The sequence below is a fragment of the Pseudenhygromyxa sp. WMMC2535 genome (genome assembly GCF_011083025.2).
Genome location: NZ_JABJWV010000001.1, coordinates 383,622 through 400,784 on the forward strand (window position 1 = coordinate 383,622; position 17,163 = coordinate 400,784).

A 17,163-nucleotide genomic window follows, 5' to 3' on the forward strand; every position below is an offset into this window, starting at 1 on the left:
CTCCCCCGCGGGAATGCGGCCTTCCCGCACGAGGGCATCCTCCCCTCCCCCATACCGCCAGCTCAGGCCGCCGCGACGTAGACTTCGCGCGGCTTGCTGCCGTTGGCCGGCCCGATCACGCCCTCTTCCTCCATCCGCTCGACGATCTTCGCCGCCCGGTTGTAGCCGACGTTGAGCCGGCGCTGGAGCATGGAGGTCGAGACCTTCTGGGCGTCGGCGACGACCTGCACGGCCTTGTCGTAGAGCGGATCTTCGGGGCGCTCGTCCTCGCCCTCGCTCTCGCTGGCCTCGGCCTTGGTGATCTCCATGTTGTAGGCCGGCTTGGCCTGCTTGCGCACGAACTCGACGACCTTCTCGATCTCGGCCTCGGACACGAAGCAGCCGTGGACGCGGCGCGGCTCCTTGCCGCGATCCATGTAGAGCATGTCGCCCATGCCGAGCAGCTGCTTGGCGCCCTTTTGGTCGAGGATCGTGCGCGAGTCGACGTCGGAGGTGACCTGGAAGGCGATCCGCGAGGGGAAGTTGTTCTTGATCGTGCCGGTGATCACGTCGACCGAGGGGCGCTGGGTCGCGAGGATCAGGTGGATGCCGGCGGCGCGGGCCTTGGCCGCGAGCCGGGCGACGTTGGCCTCGACCTCCTTGCTCGCAACCATCATCAGGTCGGCGAACTCGTCGATCACGGTCACGATATAGGGCATCGACTCGGGCCGCGCCGGCAGCTCGACGCCGCCGGTGATCGCCACCGCGTTGCCCTGGGCGTCGAACTGCACGCCCGAGAGCATCGCTCCGTTGACGCTGTCTTCGCCGTCGGCGACGGCCTCGGCCGAGAGCGCCGCGGCCTCGGCCTCGAGCGCCTTGCTCTCGGCGTCCCACTCGGCCTGGAGCTGGGGGACCTTCTTGTTGTAGCCCTTGATGTCGCGGACCTTGGCCTCGGACAGCAGGGCGTAGCGCCGCTCCATCTCGTTGACCGCCCAGCGCAGGGCCAAGTTGGCCTTCTCGGCGTCGGTGATCACCGGGAGCAGCAGGTGGGGGATGTCGCGGTAGATGCTGAACTCCAGCATCTTGGGGTCGATGAGGATCAGCCGCAGCTCCTCGGGGGTGCACGAGTAGAGCAGCGAGCAGAGCATCGCGTTGACGCCCACGGACTTGCCCGAGCCCGTCGCGCCGGCGACGAGCAGGTGCGGGGCCTTGCCGAGGTCGATGGACACGGACTTGCCCACGATGTCCTTGCCGAGCACCAGGGGCAGGCGGTGGCCCGCGTCGTGGTAGCCGGCGTCGGCGAGGTTCTCCTGGACGTAGACCGTCTCGCGCTCCTTGTTGGGGACCTCGAGGCCGACGGTGGACTTGCCGGGGATCGGCGCGAGGATGCGGATCCGGATCGCCTCGAGGGCCATGGCCAGGTCGTTCTCGAGGTTTTGGATGCGCGAGACCTTGACCCCCGCCTCGGGCTTGAACTCGTAGCGGGTGATCACCGGGCCGGGGTGGATCTTGGTGACCTTGCCGCGGATCTTGAAGTGGGCGAAGGCCTCGACGATGCGCTCGGCCTGCTCGTAGATGAAGTCCTTGTCGATCTTGGCCTTGGCCTTCTCGACGGCGGCGAACAGGTGCAGGGGCGGGAGCTCGTAGGAGCCGTTGATGTAGGAGACCGGCTGCGCGCCCTCGCGCTTGACGGCGGCGGGGGCCGTCGCGGCCGTCGCCGCGGCCGCCTCGGCGCGCTTGGCCCGGGCCCGCGCGGCGATCTCGGCCGGGGTCAGCGGGGCCTTCTTGCGGGCCTTGCCGCCCTTGGCGTCGTCGCCCTCGCCGGCCTCCTCGCCCTCGCCCTCACCGCTCTCGTCTTCGCCGCCCTCCTCGGTCTCGGGGCTGGGGCCGGCGACGTCGAGATCGGGCTCCTCGCTCACGCAGATCTCGGGGCGGTCCTCCTCGGCCTCCTCTTCCTCGGCCGCTTCTTCCTCTTCCTCGCCTGCTTCTTCCTCGCCCTCGTCTTCGTACTCGTACACGTACTCGTACTCGTACTCCTCGTCCTCGTCGCCCTCCCCCTCGACCTCCGCGTCTTCCTCGAGCTCGGCCTCGCTCTCCTCTTCCTCCTCTTCCTCCTCGAGCTCGAGCGCGCCCTCTTCGACGGCCGCCGAAGCCTTGCGCTCGTTCGCGCGCTTGGTGTTCTTGCGCGCGCGCTTGCCCTTGGACGCGGTCGCCTTCGCGCCCTTGCGCCGGCTCTTCTTCTTGCTCGCGACGGCCTCGACCTCGGGGGCCTCCTCTTCCGCCTCGGCCGCCTCTTCGGCCTCGAGCTCGGCGGCCTCCGCCTCGGCCTCGAGGGCCTCCCAGGCCTCCTCGTCCTCGTCGTCGAGGGCCGAGTCGACCTCGCCCTCGTCCGCCTCGGTCCAGGTCTGCTCGGCGTACTCGCGCTGAGCCTGGACGATCCCGACCACGCCCGAGTAGAGGTAGCGCGCCACGGCGTAGCCACCACGGCCGATGGTCCGGGCGCCACGCAGCAGGTGCTCGAAGCTCAGCGGCGTCGAGGCGATCAAGCCCAGGGTCATCACCGTGATCGTGATCAGGTAGGTGCCCGCGAGTTCGAACAGCCCGATGCTGACCTCGCCGAGCAGCTCGCCCGAGAGCCCGCCGGCCGTGTAGCCGTGGACCCGGTAGGTCGGGAACATCACGTGGAGCAGCACGCAGCCAGCCAGGGTCGCCGACGAGAAGCCCACGCCCTCGCCCAAATTGAGCTCCATGCGGCGGCCGAGCAGGGCCTTGATGCCGATGCCCAGGACCCCGAGGACGATCAGGTATGCGGCCATACCAAAACCGGCATAGAGGGCCGCGGCCACCAAACGGCCCACGGGCCCCATGAGGTTGCCGTCGCCGAACTGGTACGAGAACAGGCCGCCGAACATCAGCGCCCCGATGGCCAGGAGGGCCACACCCAAAAATTCCCCCCACCCGCGTGGAATGCCCCCGCGGGGCGGTTCGGCGGGCTCGGGTTTCCTGCTGCGCTTGCTCTTCGCCATGACCTCGTTAGCGACTTCTCTCACTTTGCCCCAGCCGCGGAGCGCGCTGGGCCTCGGAGGTCGCGGTTCGCGGCGAAGGGGGGTAGTGTCCCCCGCACCATGCGACGCGTCGCCATCTTGCTCCCGTTTGTCGCCCTCCTCACTGGAGGCTGCAAAAAAATCGATGAACTCGAGGCTGCCCTCGCCGCGTCTCAAGCCGAGCTCACCAAGACCAAGAAGGAGCTCGACGCGGAGAAGCAGTCCAACGCCGAGCTGCGCTCGGAAAACCAGACCCTGCAAGAGCGGATCGCCGAGCTCGAGGCCGAGGTCGCCCAGCTCAACGAGCAGATCAACACGCTCGCCCAGAACGCTGGCCTGCTCACCGCCGAACTCGAGGAGCTGCGCAAGGAGAAGGCCAAGCGCGAAGCCGAGCTCAAGGTCTACCGCGACCTCTTCGCCAGCCTCAAGAAAATGGTCGACGCAGGGACCATCAAGGTCGGCTTCCGCGAGGGCCGTCTTGTCGTGAAGCTCGACGAGGGCATCCTCTTCGACTCCGGCCGCGCCTCCCTCAAGAAGGAGGGCGAGGAGGCCCTCACCCAGCTGGTCGCCCCCCTGCGCGACGTCAACCGCGACTGGGTCGTGGCTGGCCACACCGACAACGTGCCGATCAAGACCGCGAAGTTCAGCAGCAACTGGGAGCTGAGCACCGCCCGCGCCGTCGAGGTCGTCAACTTCCTGATCGGCGACGGCATGCCCGCCGAGCGCATCGGCGCGGCCGGCTACGCCGAGCACGACCCCGTGGCCGACAACTCGACCCCCGAGGGCCGGGCGCAAAACCGCCGCATCGAGATCGTCTTGATGCCCACGATCCCCCAGAACCTCCAGGACATGCTCAGCGAAGGCTGAGCTGCCCCAGCGAGTACGGATCCAGCGCGCGAGCATCTCGCGCACCAAGCGGAGAGCCGGCCCATGCGCCGGCTCTCTCTTTTTTTGGGGTGCCTCGATACGCTCGTGCGCGTAGGCGGGCGAGCACGTCAGCTGCGCACCCCGCCCTGGCCCGTCTCGGCCCGGAGCTTCACGCCAACGTCACCAGGCCTCGGCCCGCGCGCCACCAACCTCGCGCTCGGCCCATGCGTCGCCAAAGCCCCCACGAGCGGCTAGCCAGGCGACCTGAAGCGCCGACGCTCGACACCTGCGCAGGCTAATTTGGGGCTGGCACGTCGCGCACGCGCCGACGGATTTCGCCGCCAACGAGACAAGTAAAGGCGTTCGGGTGATGATGTGCTCCCCGCGATGGCGAGTGCAGAGATCGAAGCCCTGATCGCGGCCGCCGGCCGCACCGTCGACTGGCTGCTCCGAGAGCAGCGAGAAGATGGATCTTTCGGACCCGAGCGCCAGGACCTGGCCTACTACTACAAAGCCCCTTCGCTGCTCTCGCTAGCCGGCCACGCCCGCGCCGCAGACCGGCTGATCGACTACGTCGCCCAGGCCTACCAGCAGCGCGACGGCAGCTTCCGCGGCGAGGACGGCCACCAGACCAAGGACACGGTGCTCCCGCAGTACGCCGGCTACATCGACGGCTGGCTGGCGATCGCCGCCCAACGCATGGGTCGCTTCGACATCGCGCGTCCAGCCTGGGCGCACCTGCGGCGCTTCGCTCACCCGCGCGAGGGTGGCTTTTGCATGGCCGGCCCGGCGCGCGGCGACGGCAGCGACGTGATCGAGCTGCTGACCACGGCGCACCTCGGGCTGACGGCGCTCTACTGCGGCGAGCTGCCCCTGGCGCTGTCCGCTGGCCAGTGCCTGCGCACCTTCTGGGAGCGCCAGCCGGCCGCCGACGAGCGCCTCTACCTGCGCATGGACGACCACGGGGATCTGATCACCGACTTCCCCGAGGACCAGGCCGCGCTCCACGTGATCGAGCGCAGCCAGCCGCACCAGGCGTGGTTCTTCGTCGGCTACCCGATCGCCTTCTTGGTCCAGCTGACCCGGGCCACCGCCACCGCCGTGCACATGGCCGCGGCCAACCTCGACACGGCCGAGAGCTACGCCGACTTCGCCCTCGGGTGCCACGAGTCGATCTTCAGCGATCACTCGGCGCACAAGGTCGGCTGGGGTCTGGGCCTGCTCGCCTGGGCCGACGGCGAGCCGCGCTTTGGCCAGGGCGCCCTGAAGATCGCCAAGCACCTGGTCGACACCCAGTCCGAGACCGGGCAGTGGCAGGGCGAGGGGCCCGAGTACACGAGCTTCGACCAGTCCGTCGAGGCCGCGCGCTGGCTGATCGAGATGGCCGTCTCGCTGCCCTGAGCTGCCACCCCCAGCAGCTCCACACAAAAAGAGCGGCGCCACCTCGGCGCCGCTCGTTTTGGTTTCACAGCACCCGCAGGTGCGTGCGCTCGCCGGCGAGCTCGAGCTGCACGCGCAAGTTGGCCTGGCCGGCCACGTGCCAGCGCTCGCCCGGCACCGAGGGCTGGACCTGGAGCAGCGGCGTCGCGCGGACCGGCGCCGTGTCGATGGCCTCGCCCGCGTAGTCACGCAGCTGATAGAGCGCCGCGTAGGGGGCGTTGGCCACGGAGCCGTGGATGATCACCTGGATGTCGAGGGCGGCTGCCTTGGCCGCGGCGGCGCGCAGGATCTCGCGAGTGCGCGCCGCGTTGGCGCGCAGGTACACCGGCGCATCGAGGTCGCGGCGATAGAGGATCGTCGGCCCGAGCACGGGGTTGCGGTTGAGCTGAAGCTCGACGCGTATGCCCTGATCCGGCGGATCCGTGGGCGAGGGCGGGTCCTCCATGGCCACCCAGCGCAGCCAGAGCACGAAGCAGTCGCGGTCGAGGTCGAAGCGCAGCGCGGGGTAGCAGGCCTCGCTCATCGCTCGCCAGTGTACACTCGCGCCATGTCGCAGCCCGAGATCACCATCCCTGATCGCCTCAACATGGCGCAGTGGTTCCTCGACGCGCGCCTCGACGAAGGCCTGGGCGACGCGACCGCCCTGATCTACCCCGGCGACCCCAACCTAGGCGAGGACCCTGCGCGAGAGTTGAGCTACGCCCAGCTCGTCGCGCGCAGCTGCCAGGTCGCCAACTTGCTGCGCGAGCTCGGCCTGGGCATCGAGGACCGCGTGCTGATCTTGATGCCCGACACGCCCGCGTGGGTCGCCGCCTACTTCGGCATCCTCCGCGCCGGCTGCGTGGCCGTGCCCGCCAACACCTGGCTCAAGGCCGCCGACTTCGCCTACTACCTCGAGTACGCCCGGCCCAAGGCGGTGATCGTCGACGCGACGATCTGGCCGGCCGTCGACGAGGCCCGGCGCAGCGAGGGCCGCCACACCAAGCACTACATCGTCCACGATCGCAGCGGCGCCCCGGCGCCCGCGGGCACCGTGGACTTCGCCCGGGCCTGCGCCGCGCTCCCCGAGCAAGCCGAGACCGAGCCCACCTACCGCGACGACTTTGCGACCTGGCTGAGCTCGAGCGGATCCACCGGCAAGCCCAAGTGCGTGGTCCACATGCACCACGACTTCGTGTGGAACACCATCGCCTACGCCCAGCGGACCTTGAAGATCGGCCGCGGCGACCGGACCTTGTCGGCGCCCAAGCTCTTCTTTGGCTACGCCCTGGCCAGCAACATGCTCTTCCCGCTCAGCGTCGGGGGCAGCTGCGTGATGCTCCCCCACCGGGTCAAGCCGGCCGAGTACTTCGAGCTGCTCGCCCGCCACCGGGCCACGCAATTCGTCACCGTGCCCACGACCATCGCCAAGATGGTCGCCGCCGCCGAGACCGAGGGCGCCGCCGACGGCCACGACCTCTCGGCCCTGCGCGCGCTGATCTCCGCCGGCGAGGCCCTGCCCGCCCGGGTCTACCGCAGCTGGCGCGACCGCTTTGGCGCCGAGATCTACGACGGCATCGGTTCGGCCGAGATGTTCCACGTCTACGTCACCAACCGCCCCGGCGACGTCAAGGAGGGCAGCCTCGGGCGGATCGTCGACGGCTACGAGTACGAGCTGCGCGACGACGCGGGCGCGCGCATCGACGAGCCCGGTCAGATCGGCACCTTGGTGATCCGCGGGCCCTCGGCGGGGCTTTGCTACTGGCGAATGCGCGACAAGAGCCGCGAGACCTTCCACGGCGACGCCGTCGTCGGCGGCGACAAGTTCATGGTCGATGCCGACGGCTACTTTTGGTACTGCGGCCGCGGCGACGACATGCTCAAGTGCTCGGGGGTCTACGTGTCCCCGGCCGAGGTCGAGAACGCCCTGATCGGCCACTCGGCCGTGCGCGAGGCCGGGGTCGTGGGCTACCGCGACGCCGACGGCCTCGAGAAGACCATGGCCTTCGTCGAGCTCCACGACGAGGCCCGGGCCGGCGCGGACGCGGCCCTGGCCGAGGCGATCATCGCCCACTGCCGCACGGCCCTCGCCGCCTTCAAGGCCCCGCGCAAGCTCGAGTTCGTCGACGACCTCCCGCGCACGACCACCGGCAAGATCCGCCGCGCCGCCCTGCGCGAGCGCGCCAACGCCATGCACTCGGAGGCCCAGGCGTGAGCGCTGGCGTCCACGAGCTCGCGCGCATGACCTACCCCGAGGTCGAGGCCCTGCTCGCCGAGCCCCAGCCGCGCGCGCGCCCGGTCGTGGCCTTGCTGGCCACGGGCAGCACCGAGGCCCACGGCCCGCACCTGCCCCTGGCCACGGACTCGATCATCAGCGAGGAGATGGCCCGGCGCGCCGCCGAGCAGCTCGCCGCCCGCGGCTACGAGGCCCTGCGCATGCCGGCGCTGCACTACGCCGTGACCGACTGGGCGGCCGACTTCGCCGGGTCCGCGGGCGTGAGCAAGGACGCCGCCCGGGCCACGCTGCTGAGCCTCGCCCGGCGCCTCGGCGTGATGGGCGTCGACGCGCTCGTCCTCGTCAACGCCCACCTCGAGCCCGACAACATCGCGAGCTTGCGCGCGGTGATCCGCGAGCACGCCGAGTCCGGCGCCCCCGGCCGCCTGCTCTTCCCCGACAAGACCCGGCGGCGCAACGCCGCTCGACTCAGCGAAGAGTTCCAAAGCGGCTCGTGCCACGCCGGGCAGTACGAGACCTCGCTGGTGCTCGCCGTCGACCCCGGCCTGGTCCGCCAGGACATCGCCCGCGGCCTGCCCGAGCACCACGTCCCCCTGCACGAGCACATCGCCAGGGGGGCGCAGAGCTTCCTGGACTGCGGGCTGGACCAGGCCTACTGCGGGACCCCTGCCCAGGCCAGCGCCGAGGAGGGCGAGCGCAGCTATGACGCGCTCGCGGCCATGGTCGCCGACGCCGTCGACGAGGCCTTCGCTCGCGGCGAACCACGGCCGAAGTAGGCCCACATGCTCGACGAATTCCTGACAGCGCTCAGGTCCGCGTCGTGATCGAGAGCTTCGCCGGTCGGCGCAGCACGACCTTGTAGCGCTCCCCCGGCTGCACGCGGATCTTCCCCGCCGACTGCCACGGCTGATCCTTGCCCTCGCGCAGCCAGACCTGATGGCGGCCCGGGGGGAGCGAGACCTTGGCGAGCGGCTCGAGGGCATAGCTGCGGCCGTCGACCTTGATCCACACGAAGAAGAACTCGTGGGCGGCGAACTCGACCTCCGCGGGCTGCTTGGCCACCAGAGGGCGCGCGGCATCCTGCTTGGCGCTCGAGGAGCCGCGCTTGGCTCGGGGCTGAGGCTCGGGCTCGGGCTCGCTCGACTCGGGCTCGCTCGACTCGGGCGCCGGGGCCTCCTCGCCCTCGCCCTGCCCGCCCTCCTCTGCCCCTCGACCGAGCGCCGCTGCGCCTACGGCGACGCTCAGCGCGGGCTCTACCTGCGGCGCGGGCTCTCCATCGTCGTGGTCGTGGTCGTGACCGTGCTCGTGGCCGTGATCCCCCGCGTGGAGAGCGTGCTCCAGGAGCTCGCCCCCGCTCGGGCCCAGCACGTCGCCGCGCCCGGACGCCCACGAGAACGCGAAGCCTGCCCCCACCCCGAGCACGGCCAGGGTCGAGAACAAGCCCAGAGACAGGCGCGAGGCCCGACGTCCCGAGCCGGTCGAGAGCATGGCCCTGAGCTTGAGCGTGGAGTTGCCCTCGTCGTCGACGTAGCAGGTCTCGGCCGAGGAGCCCTCGCCGCGGTGCTCGCCCTCGCGGGCCGTGGGATCGTCGCCCTGGACCTCGCACAGCGCGAGATCTTCCTCGCTGATCGCCATGGTCAGCCCCGTGCGCGGCGCGACCACGCCGACGAAGCGGCGGACCAGGCCCGCGAGATCGTCGGCCGCGTTGCGGTAGCCCGACCAACGCCGGAGCATCGCCAGGGCCTGCTCCGCGCTGTGGATCCGCGCGTGGCGATCACCCATGAGCAGGCCCTCGCACAGCGCCCGCAGCTCCGGCGGCAGCTTGGGCCGGGTCAGCGGGGGGACCTCGCCCGCGAGGACCATGGCGAAGAGGGCGTCGCGCTCGAGCGAGGCCCGGAAGCGCTCGCCCTCGAGCAGCTCGTGCATCATCGCCCCGACGGCGAAGAGGTCGATGGTCGGCGCCCGTGAATCACCGCGCAGCTGCTCCGGCGGCATGTAGCGCAGCTTGCCGCGCACGTGCAGCCCCGAGGTCTCCTCGCTGGCCAGGCGCGCGACCCCGAAGTCGCTGATCTTGACCTCGCCGCTGACCGAGACCAGCACGTTGTGGGGTGAGATGTCGCGGTGCACGATCGTGCTGCTGGTCTCGCCCTCGTGCAGGCCGTGGGCGTAGGACAGGCCACGGAGCACCTCGCCGACGACGTGGGCGACGATGTCGAAGGGCATGGGCTCCCCGACCTTGCGCAGCGCCCCCGCGAGGCGCGAGAGGTCCATGCCGTCGACCCACTCCATCACCAGGTAGCTGCGCCCGGCCTGCTCGCCCACGTCGAACACCTGCACGATGTTCGAGTGGGTCAGCATCATCGTCAGCCGGGCCTCGTCGACGAACATCCGGCGGTAGACGGCCTTCTCGGCCAGGTGCGAGGCGAGCAGCTTGATCGCCACCGCCTTGCTCGCCCCGCCCATCGCCCGCCGGCGCGCCATCCAGACCTCGGCCATGCCCCCGGAGGCGATCTTGCGAACGAGGGCATATTGACCAAGCTGGTGCACAACATCTCAATGAGTCACCCGAAACCACACTTGTGTCAAGGATTAACCATTTTATATTTCATGTAATATTTAAAACATTGGAATATTACCATCAAATCAGAATACCACGTTCTCTCGCCGCGACGGATGGCCGGCGCGAGCGGCCCCGGGCCGAGACCGACACTCGATGCCCCCGCGAGTCAGCGCTCACATAGCTAATCCTACAGCGTAGTGTGCAGACTAGAGGATCTGCCTCGTCAGCGCCGCCAGCGGTCCGACCGCGGCGCGATCCCACACCAGGCATCCCCAACCAGACGACGCCAGAGTGTTTTATGAGCTGCCGCGCTCTCGCGCCGACACTCAACGAGTGCCCATTGTTCAAAATGGCGTTCAGCCTGCAAATTGCGCTTTGGGGGCTCTCCCTATTCTCCCCTCCAGAGCCTCGGAACATAGACAATCACGACTCTGCGGAGTCGGGATATTTGGACGCGCTCGCCGCCGTCGAATCGGCGACCCTCGAGCTCAACACCGATCCCGAGCGCGGCGGCCCGCACCTGCGCGCGGCCATCGATGAACTGGCCGGCTACGCCCCGCGCCTGGCCAGCGACCTGCGCGCCCAGGCCATGCGCATGACGGCCGAGCTCAGCTTGGCCCGGGCCGAGCTCGGCCGCGGCGAGGAGCAGGCCGCCCGCGACACCCTCGACGCCGCGCTGCGTGGCTGGGGAGACCAGCCCCTGCCCATCGAGCGCCTCGGCCCCAGCCTCGGCGCGCTCGTCGACGAGCGCCGCGACGCCCTCGACGCCGCGGGGCGCGGGCGCCTGCGGATCGAGTGCAGCCAGCCCTGCGAGGCCTTCGTCGACGAGCGCGCCGTCGAGGCTGGCGCCGCCATCGAGCTCTACCTTGGCGAGCACCGCGTGTATCTGCGCACCGCGGCCGACGAGCCCGACGCCGCCGAGCTGCTGCGCGCCGTGGTCTTGCTCGACGAGGTCGACGCCGAGCAGGTCCTGCGCTTCCCCGAGCGCCCGAGCGAGGCGCCCTCGCCTCCCCCGCCTCGCCTGCGCCCGCGCCCGCCGAGCGACGAAGGCCTGGGCGCCCGCGATCACGACCCAGCCCTCGGGATCATCGATCACCCCCACCCGCGCCGTCTCGCCCCGCGCGGGGCCGAGATCGCCGTGATGGCCGTGGGCGGCGTGGCGATGGTCGCTGGCGTGGTGCTGTGGGCGATCGACAGCACCTGCCCCGGCGGGGCCGACCCCAACGACGTCATCGCCTGCCCCGAGCTCTACAACACCCGCGCCGCGGGGGTCGTCATGACCGCCACTGGGGCGGCTACGCTGCTGACCGGGACCGTGCTCTTGAGCGTCGACGAGGTCCGCGCCGGCGAGCGCCGCGATCGCAGCTTGAGCCTGCATTGGAGGACACGCTTTTGAAGCCCTGCTCGATCGCGCTCTCGCTCGCCGTGGCCCTCGCTGCGAGCGCCTGCACCAAGCCGAACCCCCTGCTCGCCGGACTCGCCGACGGCACCGAGGAGATCGCAGAGGACATGGACGAGGCCGAGTCCAGCGGCGGCACGGAGACCAGCACCAGCACCAGCACCAGCGACGAGGCCGAGGCCGAGGCCGAGGCCGAGAGCCACGAGAGCTCGGGCGAGGCCAGCGAGGACGAGTCTGCGTCCGAGTCCTCGGGAGCCGAGTCCGAGGCCGGAGACGAGTCCTCGCAGACCGAGTCCGAGTCGTCATCCCCGCCGGACCTCCCCACCGAAGACTGCAGCACCCCCGACGCCCTGACCCTCGACGACCCCTGCCTGAGCTGCGTCATGGACTGGTGCTGCGAGGAGGCCTGGGCCTGCGTCGACGTCGACGAGTGCGCCTGCCTGTTGAACTGCATCGACGACGGCGGCAACAACGGCACGTGCATGAATCAGTGCGGCGCCAAGCCCAAGGACGTGCCCACCCTCGGGGCGCTCAGGGCCTGCGAGCAGTCCAGCTGCACGGACATGTGCTGACCTGCGTCAGGCTCGCGGCCAGGCCCGTCAGCGCCCAGCGCCCTCGCTCGGCTGGCCGAGGGCCTCGACGCGGCGCGACCAGCCGTGCTCCGTGACCACGGCGTTCATGCGGATGTCGTGGACCTGCATGGGGATCACCCCCGGGTCGAGCACGAAGGGCGACAGGCACATGCCGCAGCGCTTGGCCATGGCCTCCCCCGCTTCGCGCTGGGGGCCAAAGGCGCGGTCGTAGTGCCCTGCGCCGAAGCCCAGGCGAGCGCCCCGAAGGTCGAAGGCCAGGCCAGGGACCAGGACGAGATCGACGCCATCCGCGGGCCCGGGCGCCTGGATGCCCTCGCCGCGCGCCGGCGGCTCGAGCAGGCCCATCCTGCCCTCTTGGAGGGACTCGAGCTCGTCGAGCTGCCAAAAGCACATCCGCCCCTTCCCGAGCACCCGCGGCAGCCACAGCTGCTTGCCCGCGGCCAGGGTCGCCGCCAGCAAGGCGCGCGTGTCGGGCTCGCCCCGCACCCCCACGAAGGCTGCGACACCCCGGGCCTCCTGCCACCACGCGTGCGCGCGCACGGCCTCGGTCATCGCGTGGGAGGCCTCCTGCAAGTCCTCCATCATCAGCTCGCGACGGCGCGCCAGCATCTCACGACGCAGCGACTGTTTACGGAGCGCTAGCGTGCTTGCTTCCCGCACCCCAGAGCAGTACCACGTCCGTGTGACATCGGCGTGTGAGATCGATTCTCGCGGGCAAATTGCGGCCTTCTACGCCGATCGAGAGCGTGCTTTGCACGTCTACGAACTCGGCGATCTCGACGACGCTTTTTGGCCGCGGACCCGCTGGTACGGCCTCCCCGACGCGGATGAACCGGCGGGGCTCTCGGCCCTCGCCCTACTCTACGACCAGCAGTCCCTGCTCCTGCTCGGCTGCGAGGCGGATCAGCCAGCGAGAGCCGAGCTGCTCGCGGCCCTCGAGCCCAGCTTGCCGGCGCGCCTCCACGTCCACCTCAGCCCGGGGCTGCTGGCCCTGCTCCCCGCGTCGCGCTGGCGAGTCGAGCCCCGCGGGCCGCACCTCAAGATGGCCCTGCGCTCCCCGGCGGCCGTCCCAGCCCCGGACCCCGCGGCCCACGGCATGAGCCTCGTGCGCCTGGGCGAGGCCGACCTCGACGAGCTCCTCGCGTTCTACGAGCGCGCCTACCCCGAGAGCTGGTTCGACCCGCGCAGCCTCGCAACCGGCGTGGTCCATGGGCTGCGCGAGGGCGGGACTGGGGGCCGGACTGGGGGCGGGACCGGGGCCTTGCGCAGCGTCGCGGGGATCCACGTGTTCTCCCCCGCCCAGGGCGTGGCGGCCATCGGCAACGTGGCCACCGATCCCCAGGCCCGCGGCCGCGGCCTCGCCCGCACGGTCACCGCCGCGACCTGCCGCGCCCTCGCCGAGCACGTCGACCTCGTCGGCCTCAACGTCCACGCCGACAACCTCGCCGCGCGGCGCTGCTACGCGGGCCTGGGCTTCGAGGTCGTCGGCCGCTACGAAGAGGCCGGCATCGCCCGCGTGGACCCGGCTCGCTGACGCTCTCCCCGCCCAATCTGGGCCAGCTTGCGATGGCCTGCGACGCCGGGTCACCATGGCCTGGTGTCGAGCCCCAGCCTCCCCGAGTACGACGACCTGGATGCGACCGGCCTCGCCGAATTGGTGCGCGCGGGCGAGGTCTCGCCTGCGCAGCTCGTCGAGGCGGCGATCGAGCGCATCGAGGCCCGCAACACCGAGATCAACGCCGTCGTCCACCGCGCCTTCGAGCGCGCCCGGGCCCAGGCCGCGGACCCCAACCTGCCCGAGGGCCGCTTTCGCGGGGTGCCCTTCTTGCTCAAGGACCTCGGGGCCGAAGACGGCGGCCAGCCCAACACGGCGGCCAGCGCCCTGCTCCGCCACCAAAAGGCCGCGCAGGACAACGAGCTGGTCCGCCGCTTCAAGGCCGCCGGGCTGATCATCTGCGGGCGCACCAACACCCCGGAGTTTGGGATCCTCGGGTTCACCGAGCCCGCGCTCTACGGCCCCGCGCGCAACCCCTGGGACGTGGCGCGCACCCCCGGAGGCAGCAGCGGCGGCTCGGCGGCGGCCGTGGCCGCGCGCATGGTCCCCCTCGCCCACGGCGGCGACGGGGGCGGGTCGATCCGCATCCCCGCGAGCGCCTGCGGCCTCGTCGGCCTCAAACCGACCCGCGGGCGCGTGCCCCTGGCGACGCCCCCCGGGCGCTGGGCTGGCCTGGTGATCGAGCACGTGCTCGCGCGCAGCGTCCGAGACAGCGCCGCGACCCTCGACGCGATCCACGGCCCCGCCCGCGGCGACGCCTACACGGCCCCGCCGCCCTCGCAGAGCTACGCCGAGGCGATCACCCGCCCGCCCGGCAAGCTGCGCATCGCCTTCACCACGGACCCCTTCTTCATCCAAGACGCCACCCACCCCGACTGCCGCCGCGCGGTCGAGCAGGCCGCGGCCCTGGCCGAGTCCCTGGGCCACGAGCTCGTCGAGACCCGGCCGCGCTTCGACGAGGCCGCGATGATCCACGCCTACCTGGTGATCGTCGCCGCGCACACGGCCGCGAAGCTGCGCGTGGCCGAGGCCAAGCTCGGTCGCCGCGCCCGCGCCGGCGAGCTCGAGGACACCACGGCGCTGCTGCGGACCATCGGCGAGGCGCTCAGCGCCGGCGAGTACATCGAGCAGCTCGCCGTGGTCGAGCGCGAGTCGGCGGCCGTGGCCGAGTTCTTCGCCGACTACGACGTGCTGCTGACCTCGACCCTGGCCCGGCCGCCGATCCGCGTCGGCGAGCTGGCGATCAGCGGCGGCGAGCGCCTGCTCATGCGTGCGCTGCGGGCCGCCCCGGTCAAGGCCGCGCTCGACAAGGCGCTGGCCGAGATGGCCAAGGATCCCCTCGCGCCGAACCCCAACACGCAGCTGTTCAACATGACGGGGCAGCCGGCGATCTCGCTGCCGCTGAGCTGGAGCGAGGAGGGGCTGCCGATCGGTACGCAGTGGGCCGCCCGGACGGGAGAGGAGCACGTGCTCTTGCAGCTCGCGGCGAGCTTCGAGCAGGCCCAGCCGTGGGCCGAGCGCAAGCCGGCGCTGATTCGGGGCTGAGACCCCCGGGAGCCTCAGGCGGCGGAGCCCCGCTTGGGCCCGACCAAAGAGCGCAGCGTCGCCCGGGCCACCAGGTCGCCCACGCGGTCGCGCATCTCCACGACCACCGGGATCTCCTGGCGCTCGTTGGTCTCGGGCATGACCGAGTCACACACGGCGACGATCCGCCCGCGGGCCTTCTTGACGTACTCCATGTCCATGCCCGCGACGATGAAGCGGCCGTCGTCGGGCAGCGAGTAGGCCAGCGCGAGGTTGCCGGTCATCTCGGCCAGGTTGGCCAGGGCGACGGCGTGGATCGAGGTCAGGTGATTGCGCACGCCCCAGCGATCACGCAGCACGCAGCGACAATAGTTGCGCCGCAGGTCGACGACCTGGGCGTGGACGCTACCGGTGTAGGGCGCGAACAGGCCGACGGCGCGCGAGAACAGCCTGGGCCCCCCCGGCAGCGGGGCCAGGCGATCCCAGGCCTCGCGGATCACGTTGAAATCGGACTCGACGAGCTTGTTGGCGACGGACATCAACCGACCTCCGGGACAGACCCCGTAGACTGTGTGGCGCTCAGCGCCATGGCGAAACGATCGACCACTTCTTTGGCCGACTCGACGGAGCGAATGCCCTCGACGCTGCGCCCGGCCTGAAAGTAATCGCGGTAGTTGACCCCACGCTGCGAAGCCCGGCCGAGCTGCCACAGCGAGCGCAGCGAGTAGAGCGCGCGGACCCAGTGCTTGGCCCGGGGGTGTCGGAGCAGGCGTCGCGCCACGGGACCTGCGCGCGTGCCTTGGGCGCGCACCGACTCGGTCTCGATCACGGCGACCGGGACCCCAGAAATTCGATCGGTCAGCACGATGTCCTCGGCCCGGGCCTCGACGATCGCGCGCTTGTAGTCGGCGTGGACCTGACACTCCTGCGTGGCGATGAAGCGCGTGCCCATCTGGACGGCCGCGTAGCCCATGCCCAGGGCCTCGACGAAGGCCGCCTCGTCGCCCACACCCCCGGCGCAGACCAGCGGGACGTCGAGATCCGCCAGCGCCTCGTAGAGCCGGCGAGGGTCCTGTGTACCGGCGTGTCCGCCGGCGCGGCCGTTGACGCAGATCAGCCCGTCGACCCCGGACGCGAGCGCTTTTTCGGCCCATTTGCGCTCAGTGACGTCATGGTAGACGACGCCCCCGAGGGCGTGGACGCGCTCGACCACCCAGCGTGGATTTCCCAGGGCCGTGACGAAGAAACGCACCCCCTCTTCGAGGGCGACGTCGACCCATCGACGCATTCGATCCTCGTAGACCTTGGACGATTGTTCGACCAGGGCGTTGAAGCCGATCGGATTTTGAGTCATCGCCTTGATCTCGCGCAGGCCTGCGCGCAGGTCTCGACCGTGCACGTAAATCATCGACAGCGGCTGCACCACGCCCAGCCCCCCCGCAGCCGAGACCGCCGCGACCAGCTCGGGGTTCGAGCACGGGTACATCGCCCCGCAGATCAATGGCACGCTCGCGCCGGTGTCACGTGTGAAGGCCGTGGGCTCGGAGCGGGTCGCCATGTCAAAGGCGCTATAACAGAACGCCGGCCAGGAGATCGACGCTGGCAGCGCGTCGAGATCCTGCGCACCACGCTCGCTACGCGTCAACCGCGTAGCTCGATCGAGAGCTCACACCCCAACTGGACAAACCGATCTCCCGGTCGGCGCCTGACGAGAACGAGCACCCGCGAGAGGAAGCGCGCCACGCCCGACTCGACGATCGTCCCTCGAGGCGGCGCAGAGCTCACGACGGCGCAGTCGCGCTCCTTGGCCAATACGCTGACCAGGGCGTCGTCCAGGCCGTTTACGCCGCCCGCGCGAGAGCGAGCACCCCTCACTTCGGGCACAGAACAAATGGCGACCAGGCGCGAAGATCCTGGTGCAGCTCTACCCACGACGTCGTTACACTAACTCACCCGTCGGATCCAAAACGAGGCCCCTATGGATCGA

At 70.6% G+C, this 17,163-nt stretch carries 15 protein-coding genes; 8 read left to right on the forward strand and 7 right to left on the reverse strand.

Annotation, left to right across the window (positions count from 1 at the left end; all coding sequences use genetic code 11):
* Positions 1-62 precede the first annotated feature (62 nt).
* Complete coding sequence (locus tag G6O69_RS01470) at positions 63-2,918, reverse strand: DNA translocase FtsK 4TM domain-containing protein (protein WP_172301734.1); 2,856 nt, start codon at positions 2,916-2,918, stop codon at positions 63-65.
* 186 nt (positions 2,919-3,104) lie between these two features.
* Between G6O69_RS01470 and G6O69_RS01475 the strand changes: the two genes are divergently transcribed.
* Positions 3,105-3,890: an OmpA family protein gene (locus G6O69_RS01475; RefSeq protein WP_172301735.1), complete on the forward strand. Its 786-nt coding sequence runs from the start codon at positions 3,105-3,107 to the stop codon at positions 3,888-3,890.
* Between the two features lie 387 nt (positions 3,891-4,277).
* Entirely contained in the window at positions 4,278-5,291 is a 1,014-nt protein-coding gene (locus tag G6O69_RS01480; RefSeq protein ID WP_172301736.1) for a hypothetical protein, read from the forward strand.
* A 64-nt stretch (positions 5,292-5,355) separates the two neighbouring features.
* On the opposite strand, the gene G6O69_RS01485 is transcribed toward G6O69_RS01480, so the two are convergent.
* Positions 5,356-5,853 (reverse strand): hypothetical protein, encoded by a 498-nt coding sequence (locus G6O69_RS01485; protein WP_172301737.1) that lies wholly within the window; start codon positions 5,851-5,853, stop codon positions 5,356-5,358.
* 24 nt (positions 5,854-5,877) lie between these two features.
* On the opposite strand from G6O69_RS01485, the gene G6O69_RS01490 reads away from it, so the two are divergent.
* Positions 5,878-7,524: a benzoate-CoA ligase family protein gene (locus G6O69_RS01490; RefSeq protein WP_172301738.1), complete on the forward strand. Its 1,647-nt coding sequence runs from the start codon at positions 5,878-5,880 to the stop codon at positions 7,522-7,524.
* Positions 7,521-8,321 (forward strand): creatininase family protein, encoded by an 801-nt coding sequence (locus G6O69_RS01495; protein ID WP_172301739.1) that lies wholly within the window; start codon positions 7,521-7,523, stop codon positions 8,319-8,321. Before G6O69_RS01490 ends, G6O69_RS01495 begins: the two co-directional genes overlap by 4 nt.
* Before the next feature lie 31 nt (positions 8,322-8,352).
* On the opposite strand, the gene G6O69_RS01500 is transcribed toward G6O69_RS01495, so the two are convergent.
* Positions 8,353-10,092: a serine/threonine-protein kinase gene (locus G6O69_RS01500; RefSeq protein WP_176396560.1), complete on the reverse strand. Its 1,740-nt coding sequence runs from the start codon at positions 10,090-10,092 to the stop codon at positions 8,353-8,355.
* A 461-nt stretch (positions 10,093-10,553) separates the two neighbouring features.
* Here G6O69_RS01500 and G6O69_RS01505 point away from each other — a divergent pair, with 461 nt between their 5' ends.
* Positions 10,554-11,501, forward strand: coding sequence for a hypothetical protein (locus G6O69_RS01505; protein WP_172301741.1), 948 nt, complete (start codon positions 10,554-10,556; stop codon positions 11,499-11,501).
* Positions 11,498-12,076, forward strand: coding sequence for a hypothetical protein (locus G6O69_RS01510; protein ID WP_172301742.1), 579 nt, complete (start codon positions 11,498-11,500; stop codon positions 12,074-12,076). Before G6O69_RS01505 ends, G6O69_RS01510 begins: the two co-directional genes overlap by 4 nt.
* Positions 12,077-12,103: 27 nt before the next feature.
* Here the strand turns inward: G6O69_RS01510 and G6O69_RS01515 are convergent, their stop codons facing one another.
* Positions 12,104-12,757 (reverse strand): 5-formyltetrahydrofolate cyclo-ligase, encoded by a 654-nt coding sequence (locus tag G6O69_RS01515; RefSeq protein WP_346016992.1) that lies wholly within the window; start codon positions 12,755-12,757, stop codon positions 12,104-12,106.
* 22 nt (positions 12,758-12,779) lie between these two features.
* Here G6O69_RS01515 and G6O69_RS41820 point away from each other — a divergent pair, with 22 nt between their 5' ends.
* The gene (locus G6O69_RS41820; protein ID WP_217909750.1) at positions 12,780-13,631 is read left to right on the forward strand and encodes a GNAT family N-acetyltransferase; all 852 of its coding nucleotides are present in this window, start codon (positions 12,780-12,782) and stop codon (positions 13,629-13,631) included.
* A gap of 63 nt (positions 13,632-13,694) precedes the next feature.
* Positions 13,695-15,197: an amidase gene (locus G6O69_RS01525; protein WP_172301744.1), complete on the forward strand. Its 1,503-nt coding sequence runs from the start codon at positions 13,695-13,697 to the stop codon at positions 15,195-15,197.
* A 14-nt stretch (positions 15,198-15,211) separates the two neighbouring features.
* On the opposite strand, the gene G6O69_RS01530 is transcribed toward G6O69_RS01525, so the two are convergent.
* From G6O69_RS01530 to G6O69_RS01540, 3 genes are all read right to left on the reverse strand, one after another.
* On the reverse strand, positions 15,212-15,715 hold the full coding sequence (locus G6O69_RS01530; RefSeq protein WP_172301745.1) for a hotdog fold domain-containing protein: 504 nt from the start codon (positions 15,713-15,715) through the stop codon (positions 15,212-15,214).
* Positions 15,715-16,734 (reverse strand): nitronate monooxygenase, encoded by a 1,020-nt coding sequence (locus tag G6O69_RS01535; RefSeq protein WP_172301746.1) that lies wholly within the window; start codon positions 16,732-16,734, stop codon positions 15,715-15,717. Before G6O69_RS01535 ends, G6O69_RS01530 begins: the two co-directional genes overlap by 1 nt.
* 83 nt (positions 16,735-16,817) lie before the next feature.
* Positions 16,818-17,051 carry a hypothetical protein gene (locus G6O69_RS01540; protein ID WP_217909751.1) on the reverse strand — a complete coding sequence of 78 codons (234 nt, stop codon included), beginning with the start codon at positions 17,049-17,051 and terminating at the stop codon, positions 16,818-16,820.
* Positions 17,052-17,163: the final 112 nt, after the last annotated feature.